The organism is Cytobacillus firmus, assembly GCF_023657595.1.
In the GTDB taxonomy this organism is placed as follows: domain Bacteria; phylum Bacillota; class Bacilli; order Bacillales; family Cytobacillaceae; genus Cytobacillus; species Cytobacillus firmus_B.
In genome coordinates, this window is record NZ_CP098323.1 from 412,563 (window position 1) to 425,760 (window position 13,198).

A 13,198-nucleotide genomic window follows, 5' to 3' on the forward strand; every position below is an offset into this window, starting at 1 on the left:
AAGCTTAATGCCTATTTCAATTTAAATGAACTCTTCAGTGAAACAATCCTGTTAAAGACAGGTTTTTCTGCTGTCGTATATTTTGGGTCTGCATTGAAATAGCCATGGCGGAAGAATTGGAACTTATCCTGGGCTTTTACATCATTCATATTTGGCTCGATGAAACCATGAACAATTTCAAGCGAATTCGGATTCACGTAGTCAAGGAACGTTTTGCCTTCTGCTTCGTTTTCAAGAGCCTCATCCGTATCTGCCTCAGCATTCCGATCGGCATCTTCGTCAAGAATCAATGGCTCGTACAAACGGAATTCAGCCGGAATGGCACTCTTGGCATCCACCCAGTGAAGAGTCCCCTTTACCTTTCGGCCGGTAAAGCCTGATCCGCTCTTTGTTTCAGGGTCATATGTGCAATGAAGTTCCACAACATTGCCATTCTCATCCTTAATGACATCGTTGCACTTGATGAAATAAGCATGCTTTAAGCGGACTTCATTGCCAGGGAAGAGGCGGAAATATTTTTTCGGCGGATCTTCCATGAAGTCGTCCTGCTCTACATAAATCTCCCTTGAGAATGGAATTTGGCGCATGCCCATTTCCGGGTTCTCCGGATTGATTTCTGCATCAAGCATTTCAGTCTGATCTTCCGGGTAGTTCGTAATTACAACCTTTAACGGACGAAGTACACCCATTGTGCGGGGAGCCTTCATTTTCAGGTCTTCGCGCACAAAATGCTCAAGCATCGCTTCATCCACTACACCTGAGCCTTTTGAAACACCCGTTTCTTTTACGAACTCGCGGATTGCTTCCGGAGTGTAGCCCTTGCGTCTTAAACCGGAAATCGTCGGCATCCGCGGGTCATCCCAGCCATCAACATAATTTTCTTCTACAAGCTGCTTTAATTTTCTTTTACTCATTACTGTATTAGTAATATTCAGGCGGCCAAACTCGATTTGCTGTGGTGTGCTTTCCATTTCACACTCTGAGACAACCCAGTTATATAGCGGGCGCTGGTCTTCAAATTCAGTTGTGCATAAGGAATGGGTAACCCCTTCAATTGCATCTTCAAGCGGGTGGGCAAAAGCATACATCGGGTAGATGCACCATGTATCACCTGTATTATGGTGAGTTGCATGTGAAACACGATAGATAACCGGATCACGCAAGTTTACGTTCGGTGAAGACATGTCAATCTTCGCTCTAAGAACCTTTGCTCCGTTTTCGAATTCGCCTTTGCGCATGCGTTCAAATAAATCCAGATTCTCTTCTGCTGAACGGCTGCGGTATGGACTTTCTTTTCCAGGCTCTGTCAGTGTTCCGCGGTATTGGCGGATCTCTTCCTGGCTTAAATCATCCACATAAGCTTTTCCTTTCTTAATTAAAAGAACAGCGCGGTTATACATTTCTTCGAAGTAATTTGAAGCAAAATGAAGCTCCTCCCACTCGTAGCCAAGCCATTTAACATCTTCTTTAATGGCATCCACATATTCCTGATCTTCCTTAAGCGGGTTCGTGTCATCAAAACGAAGATTCGTCTTGCCGTTAAAGTCGTCTGCCAGGCCGAAGTTGATGACAATCGATTTGGCATGTCCGATATGAAGATAACCGTTCGGCTCAGGCGGGAAACGGGTAATGACATCTTTGCGCTTTCCCGACTCCAGATCCTCTTTAATAATCGTTCGTATAAAATTTGAATTGTTTTCCAAACCGGTATCAGCCTTTCTGTTTATGTAGTTAGTACTTATTTTAATTATATCGGGAAGGAAAATAAAGCGAAACTTCCCTTAGCTGTGTTGCTGTCGTTTATTAGGCAATACTCTTTATTCATTCTTTCTATTATAAACAAGGCGATGGTGGAAAAAAAGTTTTTCTCAATGCTGGATGCGAAGTTTTACAAAAATGTTAAATACTTTCAAAAGAGGAGGGATAGAGGGATGTGAAAAGAATATCTCTTAATAAGAAAAAATCTATTGAATGGAGGAAGGAACATGTCTGTAAAGTATCCGGTTTTAGAAGGAGCAGAACCTTTTTATTTTGAAGGTAATGAGATTGGGATTCTGGTTTCTCATGGCTTTACCGGTTCAACTCAAAGTATGCGTCCGATAGGGGAAGCTTATGCAAATGCTGGATATACGGTCTGCGGTCCACGCCTGAGGGGACATGGCACTCATTATGAAGAAATGGAAACAACGACCTATCAGGACTGGATTCATTCTGTTGAAGAAGGTTATCGGTGGCTGAAAGAGCGCTGCAGTACGATATTCGTTACAGGTCTGTCAATGGGCGGCACCCTGACATTGTATATGGCCGAGAAATATCCGGAGATTAAGGGGATTATCCCGATTAATGCAGCAGTTGAGATTCCTGATATGGCGGCAGCAGCCAGCCTGGAGGATGTCCGTTTCCTTGATGCAATTGGTTCAGACATAAAAAACCCTGATATAAAAGAGCTTGCCTATGAAAAGACACCGGTAAAATCGCTTGGTCAAATAACGGAACTAATGAAGAAGGTGAAAGCCGATTTAGGGAAAGTGACTTGTCCTGCGCTGATTTTTGTCTCAAAAGAAGATCATGTAGTTCCTCCTTCCAATTCACAGGAAATATACAGCGGCATTAAATCAGCTGCCAAGGAATTAGTCACCCTGGACAACAGCTATCATGTAGCAACGCTGGATAACGATCAGGATATCATTATAGATAGAACACTGCATTTTCTGCAGAGGGCACTGGAAACAAGCAGCCTTCAGGGGTGATGAGGGGAGCTTACCCAGGCTCCTTTTTTTTGGACTTTAAAAGGATATTTTCATTGTCCCAATAGTTTTTGTATGCCTTGATCTGATGCAAATTCCCGTTCCTTTTTGCAGCCAGTTATGGTAGCATTTAGTGATGCGAAATAATTAATCGCAGTCTAACGGGCAGTAAGACCCCCACTTCAAGGCTCAGAGGAATCCAAGGAGGATAAGCGGGGGTCAAACTGCCCGTAAAGGCCCGAAAAGAAGAACAAAGACTAAGAACGCCACGTCCTGTGGCAACGTCTTTGTGACCCACTTCCTGTGGGCCTCAACTAACAATCAGTGGGGGATAAGGAAAACCCCCACTGATTGAAGTTTCACGTTATCATTTTCTTTAATAGATGAAAGAGGGATGCACTTGGAAAAGGCTGCAAAAGAGACTTTATGGTCAAAGTCTTTCATTATGCTGATGGTTGGGAATTTGTTTGTTTTTATGTCGTTTCAGATGCTGATTCCAACATTGCCTCCATATATAAAGTCCATTGGGGCGACTGGTCTTGAAATTGGGCTGGTAACGGCACTGTTTTCGATTGGAGCCGTTTTGAGCAGGCCTTTCATCGGATTCATGCTGGAATATAAAGCAAGAAAGCAGCTGGTACTGATTGGTGCAGCAGCGCTTTTGGCAATAACCATTATTTATCCGCTTTCAAGCGTGGTGATGATTTTTCTGTTGTTCCGATTCATTCATGGCCTTGCATGGGGCTGGTCAACTACTGTGAATGGGACAGCGGCTGTAGATGTAGTGCCTAATTCCAGGCTCGGAGAGGGAATGGGTTACTATGGCCTGAGCGTTACGATTGGAATGATCATTGCTCCAAGTCTTGGAATCTATCTATATCAGATTACTTCCTTTACAAATCTTATTTATATCTCAAGCGTACTAGGGGTGATTGCCATTGTGCTCCTGGCCATTGTCCGCTACGAAACGCCTGAGGCTGTTATGAAAACAAGGAAAGAAGATCTTAAATTCTCTTATCTGGGCTCTTTAGTTGAAAAATCCAGCTGGTTTCCTGCGTTCATCACAATACTTGTGACCTTTGGATATGGCTCCATCGTAACGTTCATCGTTATTTTTGGCGAAGAGCGGGGCATTGATCAGATATTCCTATTCTACCTGTTTAATGCGATTATGGCATCGCTATCAAGGCCGGTTGCCGGAAAGTGGTTTGACCAGCGGGGGCCGATGGAGCTCGTGCTGCTGTGCACGTTCCTGACTTTCATAGGAATGTGGGTACTTTCCTTCGCTCATTCGAATTTGTTTATTATCATTAGCGGAATCTTGTTTGGAATTGGCTTTGGCTCATTGATTCCTACTCTGCAGTCCTGGACGTTATCCATGACACCATCCAACCGGCGCGGTGTGGCAAATGGAATGTTCTTCTCCTCCATCGACCTTGGCATTGGACTAAGCGGGCTTGTATTTGGGGTGCTTGCACAGTTTGTGGAAACGGCGGCGCTCTTCCAAATATCAAGTGTGTTCCTGATTCTGGGCATGGCTGTTACAGTCATCTATGGGAAACGGCGCCGGGCCGCCCGGCCGCAGCAGGCCTCATAATGAAGAATGAAAACTGGCAGGCAGGAATATATATTTCTGTCTGCCAGTTTTTATTTTGATTTGAGGTGGTATTAATAGAGAGAAGCTGATTCTAACTATTAAAAATATTACACAGGAATACAGCAATGTTTCAAAAATGATAGAGAAATGAAATTTTTTGCAGAAAAATTTTTGCTACAATATAAGGATAAAGGATGAAAATTGGCGTATTATGCGTTTTTTTAAAAGATAAGAAGGTAAATTCTGAAGTTAGATTACTGTCTAGCTCCAGGCGCCATCGGCTCGAGGTCATAAGCTTGTCTTGTTTCGGCTCCTAGGGACTCGAGGTCATAAGCCGCTCCCTTCCAGAAGGAAAAAACACCTTCTTACAGGGATCGTCTTATGCTAGTCGTCCCTGGGCAGTCGCCTCAAAATTTATTTCAATCCGTCCAAAAGGTTAAAGAACAACCTTTCAGCCGGCTCGTCTTATGCTTGTCGCCGATAGGCGGGCGCCTTCCGCTTTTCTTATAAAGTATGCTGATAAAGCCCTATGAAATTAGGAAATCAGCAGGCTGGATCAATAAAATTCTTTTAAAAGACGCCGCCTTTAGGCGGACTTTTAAAAATAGCACTGCGGGGGATCAAGATGACTTTAGAGAAGAAGCTAATCAGCAAAACCTTTTATAAGACCTTCATGGAATCTAATGAAAATGTGCATCCGATCAGGGTTTTGGGTGAACTGTATGTGGCTGAGCAGCAGAACGAGGTGCCTGATTTAACTAATATCCGCTTCGCCCAGGGTGAAGTCTATTTCCTTAACAAGGATTATGAAGCGGCCATTTTTAAATGGGAAAGCATTCCGAATGAATTGGGGCCGTGGGCTCAGAAAAATATGGCTGATGCCTATTTTGAATTAGATCTGCTTTCAAATGCAGAGGACTTTTATAAATCGATTGAAACAGATTCAGAGGTGTTAAAGACCGAAGTGCTCCTCCAGCTGTTTTCACTTTACATACAGCGCGGCAAGCTTGAATTGGCTGTTGAATCCATTAAAGAGGCGGTCCGGCTAAATCCGGATTATCCGGATGTGACCGATCTGGCACGAGGGTTCTTTGAAGAACACAGTGATTGGGGAAATGCAGTGGAGCTGGCTGTCAATGAAGCAATAAGGACGGAATCACTATCCTGGTTTGAAGTTCTTCATTCGTATGTGGAACAGGGGCGGACAGCAAAAATGGAGCCGAACTATTTCAGTGAGGCGCTTTCGGTGTTATACCGTGCAGATCAGGCTCACTTTGAAGGTTTATCAGCCGCTCTGTGGGACAGCTACAAGAAATCTGACCTGTATTTCTCATGGCTGAAAGAATATAATCATCTTCTCCTGAATATGGAGCCGGGACGCTCACATACATGGAGCGTGCTTTCGGAGCTTTATAAAGATACTTATCTTGAAATGATCAGCGGGAAGCATTTAATCCGGGACTTATCCCATCTGATTCCAAATCACATAACGAATTGGGTGAAAATAGCTGCTCCTTCTCATTATCTTGTTTCGGCATCGGCAGTGCTGGCATGGAGCGAAATATTTCCATCCAATATTGATTCTTCTGCTGTCAGTGAAGCAGAAAGCCTTGTGAACCGTTCTGTCCGTTATCAGGAAGGTCTGGAGGAAAGCTTTAAGCTTTTCGAAAATATCATGAAATGGGCAAAGGAAAAAGGCGTCCTGATGGGTGAGCGATTTGAATGGATGGTCCGTGAGCTCCTTGATTTGGATTCCGGCCACTTGCTGATTGCCGGTGCAGCATCAAATGGAAAATCATCTTTTGTGAACACTCTTCTCGGTGAAGAGCTGATGGGGGATTCAACCTCTGCTTCAGTGCTGTTCAAGGATAGTGATGAAGCGGAAATCCATGCTATTACGGACGAGGAGGTCAGAAGCATTTCTGATCTTGAGGATTTTAGGCAAAGTGCAGAGAAAAGCCAGCAGACGCTCATACGCTGCAAGATGCCATTCAGCTTTTTACAGAATAATAGACTCGCTGTCATAGATACGCCGGGTCTTGCGGGGCAGAGCAAGTTCAGAAATGGTGTGTTCCAATACCTCCATTTCGCTGACAGCATGCTATTTGTCCTGAATGCGGATTCCCCTTTGACAGATAAAGAGCTGGATCTTGCTGTAAAAATGCGAGAGCAGGCTCCGGAACTGCCTATTCATTTCCTTCTCAGTAAAATGGATCGGATTCCGGACAGTCAGGATGCCATTGAGCTTCTTGACGAAACTCAGTCCCGTGTTCATACCTATTTCCCGAAAGCAAAGGTGTTTGCTTTCTCCGCCTATTATGAAAGCGAAAGCCAGCTCAATGATTTAGCCGTCTTTATCAAGTCGATGATCGATGGACAGAACCGGAAAGAAGAGCGTACAGCAAAGGTTCTTTACTATATAAAAAAATCCATCAAATTCCTGCTTGAAAAACGTGTTGAGATGGAAAACAGCTTGATTGATACGATTAAATGGAATGAAGAGATGGTGACAAAACTGAAGGGTGCCAAGAATCAGCTGATGGATATGGAGGAAGAGAAGGTCCGGACGATTAAAAGATCGTACAGCAAGATTAAAGATGAAATGAGAGCGGATCTTGAGAAGCAGATTCCGGAACTGCTTCGGAATTGTTCAGAAATGGTGACAGAAGACAGTGATTTTGGAAAAATCCATACTGAACTTAATGATGAAATGAATAATCGGGTACATCAATATATTGAAGATACGGTTTTGCCGGAGTTTCATGTTTCCATACAAGATTGGATTGCGGAAAGTGAAGGAGAGTTCAGAAGCAGCCAGGCATATTTGGATGAAATCAGCCAAGGCTTCAATGAGCTATACAGCGAGGAGAAAATCGCGCTGGACTGCGATTTCAGAGTCCTGGATGACTGGCGACGCGACGCTGACCGGATGACGCGCGGGAGTGTTCAGCTAGAAAAGGCCAATATTCTAAACCGCTTTTCACCATCGCAGTTCCTGCTCAAGAGTGCAGGAAAACTGCTTGGGGCGATTCAGCAGAATAAAACCATGCTCCATAATAAATATAAACAGTTCATTGAGCATGAAGACTATAGCGAAATCGCAGAATTCATCACCGATAAATTCATGCAGCAATTTGAACTCTTCGAGAAATCGCTTGAGCGGGATATTAAGATGTTCTTCAGAAATCCGTTTGACGTATTGAATCATACAGTTGAAGAGACATATACGAACATTGCGGAAAATAAAGAAGCATTAAGCGATATGCGCAAAAATCCAGAGATTTACCAGGATCCTCTTACACTATTTGACCTGAAGCTCCGCCAGTTTGAATGGATGACTTCAGCAGGGGACAGAGTTAAGGAATATCGTTGAACATTGGGAAGGAGTAATCCTTCCTCTTTTTTATGTTTAAAACTTATTTTTTTCACTGAGTTGATTGGAGCGGAAGGTGCGAGATCCTCGAAAATACTATTCATTTTCTTCGTGCGTTGTTTATTAAAGGAAGCTTATTCAAAGTCTGCGGGAGTAGCGGGACAGGACAGGTGAGACCCCACAGACGCACAGCATCGAGGAGGCTCACCGCCCGCACCGCGGGTTTGCTGAGTGCCTGCAGCGGAAATCAACGGGCTGAATACTTAGGCTAAAAACAAAAATTTTTATAAAAAAGGCGAAATACAGGTTTGACCTCTAACATATAAGGGTAAAGAAGCTGGTCTATTAAAACCTTAATCTCATAAAGCATGAACATGCAAAGAAAAATGATGAAGAAAAATCGGGGGAAAGAAGGAGAGAACAGGTGAGCTTTAAAAGAAAGCAAATGATGGGATTGGGCTTAACCGTATTTTTTTTGTTTATTCTAATGTTTGTCATTCTGTCTATGGTAAACGGAATGAAAGCAAACATGCTGGAAATTGTGGAGGATCGATACTATAAGGTAAATCAGGCTACAGAGATCAGACAGCTATTTTACCAGACAGACCAGCAGCTGCTAAGTGTGCTCACCGATAAAGTCTCAAGCGATTCAGCCATGACGGCTGAATTGGTGAAAGCCAACCATGAGGGGATACAAACCCGAATATTTAATTTAGAACAAGAATTAAATAGACAAAAATCCAAATTGCTTTTAAAAGAAGTGGAGCAGGCATATGAATCATATGCCCAGATGCAAAACAGCTTCATTGGATTAATGAGTAATGGTGATATGGACTCTTTGGAAGCGCTATACAGAAGTGAGAGAGAAAACCGAAACGCACTGCTGAACAAGCTGGCTGAATTTAAAGAGTATCAGGAATCCCTTATGGCGGAATCGCTGAATGGTGCAAATGACACGTACAGCCAGTTAGTATCTACTTTGGTTGCTGCGGTTGCAATAGCAATTGTTTTAATCGTTGGAGTGACGGTTTGGGTGATCAAAAGCACAGGCAGAACCATCAGTTTAATTACAAAAGGGATTAAGGATATTGATTATCAGGATCTTTCTTCCATTTCAAGGCTGAATGTCGAATCCAATGACGAAATCGGCAATATTGCGAAAGCCTTTAATTCTATGGCTGATTCCCTTGAGAATTATTACGTGAAAGAACAGCGCTATTCGGCTGAAATCAGTGAGCAAAACTGGATCCAAAGCCAGTCTGCTGCATTAGTAAGCATCTATAGCCAGCATGTGACTATAGCCAATTTGGCAGATGATTTTATATCAAGGCTGGCACCTGCCGCCGGAGCTGATCTTGGAGTCATTTATGTGAAAGATGACAACGGAAGCAAACCTGTATTTAAGAAGCAGGCTGCGTATGCAGATGGAGCGGATGATGCAGGAAGAGACTTTTTCTATGAGGGGGAAGGTTTAGCAGGGCAAACTGTCAGGGATAAGAAAACAATCTTCCTCGAGGATGTTCCTGAGGATTACAAAGTCTTATCAACTGGTTTGGGAGATGTCAGGCCGAAAAGCATCATGATGGCTCCCGTTATGCTAAAGGACGAGGTAGTGGCAGTATTGGAACTGGCGAGTTTGAGGCCGTTCACTGAAGCTCAGATCAAACTATTGGAAAAAGTAATAGAAACATTAGGAATAGCCATTACGAATATTTCCGGAAGAATGGAGATTGAACGCTTACTGGCCGAATCCCAGGCACAGACAGAGGAACTGCAGGCACAGGCTGAAGAGCTGCAATCCCAGTCTGAGGAGCTGCAGGCGCAATCTGAAGAAATGCAGAGTCAATCCGAAGAGCTGCGTATGATTAATGAGCAGCTTGAAGAGCGCTCAAGAGATGCTGAAATGAAATCCGAAGAACTTCAGGCTGCCAAGGAAGAACTGGAGGAAAAAGCAAAACAGCTGGGTCTAAGCTCAAAATACAAATCAGAGTTCCTGGCAAATATGTCCCACGAGCTGCGCACGCCTCTTAACAGCATCCTGCTTTTATCAGAAATGCTGGCAGAAGACCCGGATCAAATCCTTACTGAGGAGCAGAAAGAGTTTTCCAAGGTTATACATACATCTGGACAGGATTTACTTGCCCTCATTAACGATATTCTCGACCTTTCAAAAGTAGAGGTAGGGAAACTGGAAATCAGCTTTGAGGAAGTCAATATGGGAGAAATGTCTCAGCGTCTGAAACAGCATTTTACACAGGTGGCAAGGCATAAAAATCTTGAATTTACTGTAAGCTCTTCGGAAGAAGTTCTTTCTGTATTCAATACCGATGAGCAGCGTCTGCAGCAAATTGTGAAAAACCTCCTTTCAAATGCATTTAAGTTTACGGAAGAAGGTTCAGTAGCAGTCACGTTTGAAAAAGCTTCAAAAGGCGATTTCTTTGGCTTGCCGTTATCCAGCTATACAAATGACTGGCTGAAAATAACAGTGCTCGACACAGGTATTGGCATTCCGTCCGAGAAGCAGGAGCTGATTTTTGAAGCCTTCCAGCAGGCTGATGGCGCCACAATGAGGAAATATGGCGGAACGGGCCTGGGATTGTCCATCTCCAAGGAATTTGCCCAGCTGCTCGGCGGTATCTGCAAAGTGGAGAGTGAAGAAGGAAAAGGAAGCCGGTTTACACTCGTTATCCCGAATCTTCCAAACGGAATGCCTGAAATAGAGGCCGGTTCGCTGGCTTTCGAAGAAGCTGCTGTAACCGCTGAACCTGTTCCGGAAGTGTCTGAGGCAGCTGAAACGCAAGCTGCTGAAGGAGATGCTGAAATAGAGCATCAGCATACAGGTACGGAGCTTAAAGACAAAACGGTCATTGTTGTAGATGATGACCACAGAAATATTTATGCGCTGAAAAATGCTTTGAAAAAAGAAGGCATGAATGTCCTTACAGCAGAAAACGGGATGCAGTGCCTCGATTTGATAATGGGTACAGAACAGATTGATATTGTTCTGATGGATATTATGATGCCGGTTATGGATGGTTATGAAACCATGAAGAGGCTTCGCGGGCTGGACAGGCACCAGGATGTTCCAATCATTGCCCTTACTGCCAAGGCGATGAAAGGCGATAGGGAAAAGTGCATGGACGCGGGTGCTACGGATTATATCAGCAAGCCTTTAAAACTGGACCAGCTGCTGTCCGTTATGAGAGTATGGCTTTCATAGATGGCAGGGAGGACCAGTCCGGACAACATACGGACATCGCTAATATTATTTTGTTCTCGAAAGTTGAGGAATGAAGGAATTGAAAAAGGAAGAATTAGAAATAGAATTGCTTTTAAAGGCCATTTATAGTTTATCCGGATATGATTTCCGGCAATATATGCGCTCGTCTATTGCCAGGAGAATTCAAGCTCGTCTTAGCAGGGATCGGCTGCCCAGCATAACAAGCCTCACAGAAAAGGTTATACATGAAGAGGGGTACCTGCAAAAGGTACTGAGCGATTTTTCAATCAATGTGACAGAAATGTTCCGGGACCCTTCATTTTTTAAGGCTTTTCGAAATGAGGTTGTCCCGATGCTCAGAGAATTGCCGGAGATCAGAATTTGGCATGCAGGCTGTTCGACTGGGGAAGAAGCCTACTCCATGTCTATTTTGATGGAAGAAGAGGGGCTGGGGGAACGAACGAAGATTTACGCCACAGACATCAATGAAAAGGTGCTTAAAAAGGCAGAGAGCGGAATAATCCCTCTGCAAAAAATGCAGCTCTATACAAAGAACTACATTATGGCAGGCGGAAAAAAATCCTTTTCTGAATACTACACAACCGATTGTGAAGCGGCTTATTTGAATGCATCCCTGCTTGATCGAATGGTTTTTGCCCAGCATAATCTGGTGACTGATGGCTCCTTTAATGAGTTTCATGTGATTATGTGCCGCAATGTGATGATCTATTTTAATACAGACCTGCAAAGCCACGTTTTTAATCTTTTTAATGAAAGCCTCAGCATGGGAGGATTTCTGGGGCTTGGCAGCAAGGAAGCGCTGCGGATGGAATACCCTGTATTCGAAGAAATCAACCTGCAGGAAAAGATTTTCAGGAAGGTTTCTCATGTAAAATAAAAACAGAGTGCGGTCCCTATTTTGGAGGGACTGCACTCTGTTTTTATGTAAGAAATATTATGTATTCATCCTAATCTGCCTGAATAAGAACAATACACATATCATCATCAGCGCTTGCCTGCTGCTGCTTAGTCAGTATCATATCGATTGGCTCTGCTGTTCTGGCTGCATTCCAGTGAAAGGATGCGAAGCGCTGAAGATACTCACATGGATTGAGATTATTCTGCTCTACCGCTTCTTCCACCCCGTCTGTAAACAAGAGCAGCTGAATGGACTCTGTATAGGGAATAGTTTCTTTTTGTATCGTAATATCTTCGAAAAAACCCACTGCACACATATTGCTTGATAAGCTGAACATTTCATCTTTGTCTACAAGTGCATATCCGGCTGGATGTCCGGCGTTTACATACTCGATTGTTTTGTCTTTTTTATTTAGAACGAGGTAAATAGCTGTAAAATAGTATGGAATTCGCTGATTGCGCTGGTTTAGGGAATTCATCCACCGATTTAGTTCGTTCATGACGTATTCAGGATCACTGCATGTTCTGATGGCATCTCTGAGAACAGAAGAGATAAACATACATACAAGAGAAGCTGAAATTCCGTGGCCCATCATATCCAGCTGTATGGCAGCATAGCGATGTTCATCTATCTGGTGCCAGTAATACATATCTCCTGCAAGTTTGTTGGCTGGCAGGTAGGAAGCCTTTAACAGTGTATGTTCGTGATAAATCGGTTCGCTCAGCATGCTGGTTTGTACCTGCATGGATAAATCCAATTCATTCCTGATTTTATTTTCCTGCTCCTTATGCCAGTCCTTCTCATATTTAAGCCTTAAGGCAGCACGAATGCGGGCAAGCAGTTCCGTCTTATTAATGGGCTTCATTACATAATCGGTCCCGCCCGCATCAAGAGCTTCTGCAACTTTATTTGAGTCCTCCAATGCAGTTACAAAAATCACCGGGATATCCTTCAAATGTGGAATCTGCTGAAGCCGGCGGCATGCTTCAATTCCATCCATCTCCGGCATCATTATATCCATCAGGATCACGTCTGCTTTTATATCAGCTGAAAAAGGTGAATATCCCTGGAGATGCTGAAACATATCCTTTGCAGAAGAAAACGTTAAATGTTCTTTATACCCGGCGCGTTTTAATATATGTTGAATAACAAATAAGTTGGCTTGATTATCGTCCACAACTAGGATTCCCATAGACTTTTTCCCTTCCCGTGTTTTACGATTTAATTCTTTCTATAAATATCCTTAACATATACCCTATTATGGGAGAGTGAAAACCACTAATTTGAACATTTTTGGCTTTATTTAATCCAAAAAATAAATACTAATTGTAAGCGTTTTCTT

7 protein-coding genes are annotated in these 13,198 nt (G+C 43.3%); 5 read left to right on the forward strand and 2 right to left on the reverse strand.

Translation table 11 applies throughout. From position 1 onward, the window contains the following. Nucleotides 1-11: 11 nt before the first annotated feature. On the reverse strand, nt 12-1,703 hold the full coding sequence (locus NAF01_RS02140) for a glutamine--tRNA ligase/YqeY domain fusion protein (protein WP_250801627.1): 1,692 nt from the start codon (nt 1,701-1,703) through the stop codon (nt 12-14). 282 nt (nt 1,704-1,985) lie between these two features. Between NAF01_RS02140 and NAF01_RS02145 the strand changes: the two genes are divergently transcribed. From NAF01_RS02145 to NAF01_RS02165, 5 genes are all read left to right on the forward strand, one after another. Next, a complete protein-coding gene (locus NAF01_RS02145) occupies nt 1,986-2,750 on the forward strand; it encodes an alpha/beta hydrolase (RefSeq protein WP_197212582.1) in 765 nt (254 codons plus the stop codon). A 391-nt stretch (nt 2,751-3,141) separates the two neighbouring features. After that, nucleotides 3,142-4,344: an MFS transporter gene (locus tag NAF01_RS02150; RefSeq protein ID WP_048009715.1), complete on the forward strand. Its 1,203-nt coding sequence runs from the start codon at nt 3,142-3,144 to the stop codon at nt 4,342-4,344. Between the two features lie 625 nt (nt 4,345-4,969). Beyond that, nucleotides 4,970-7,717 carry a dynamin family protein gene (locus NAF01_RS02155; protein WP_048009714.1) on the forward strand — a complete coding sequence of 916 codons (2,748 nt, stop codon included), beginning with the start codon at nt 4,970-4,972 and terminating at the stop codon, nt 7,715-7,717. A 424-nt stretch (nt 7,718-8,141) separates the two neighbouring features. Next, nucleotides 8,142-10,937, forward strand: a complete 2,796-nt coding sequence (locus NAF01_RS02160; RefSeq protein WP_250801628.1) for an ATP-binding protein — start codon at nt 8,142-8,144, stop codon at nt 10,935-10,937. Nucleotides 10,938-11,007: 70 nt separating this feature from the next. Next, nucleotides 11,008-11,835: a CheR family methyltransferase gene (locus NAF01_RS02165; protein ID WP_250801629.1), complete on the forward strand. Its 828-nt coding sequence runs from the start codon at nt 11,008-11,010 to the stop codon at nt 11,833-11,835. Between the two features lie 70 nt (nt 11,836-11,905). On the opposite strand, the gene NAF01_RS02170 is transcribed toward NAF01_RS02165, so the two are convergent. Then, nucleotides 11,906-13,048 (reverse strand): PP2C family protein-serine/threonine phosphatase, encoded by a 1,143-nt coding sequence (locus NAF01_RS02170; RefSeq protein WP_197212575.1) that lies wholly within the window; start codon nt 13,046-13,048, stop codon nt 11,906-11,908. Nucleotides 13,049-13,198 lie beyond the last annotated feature (150 nt).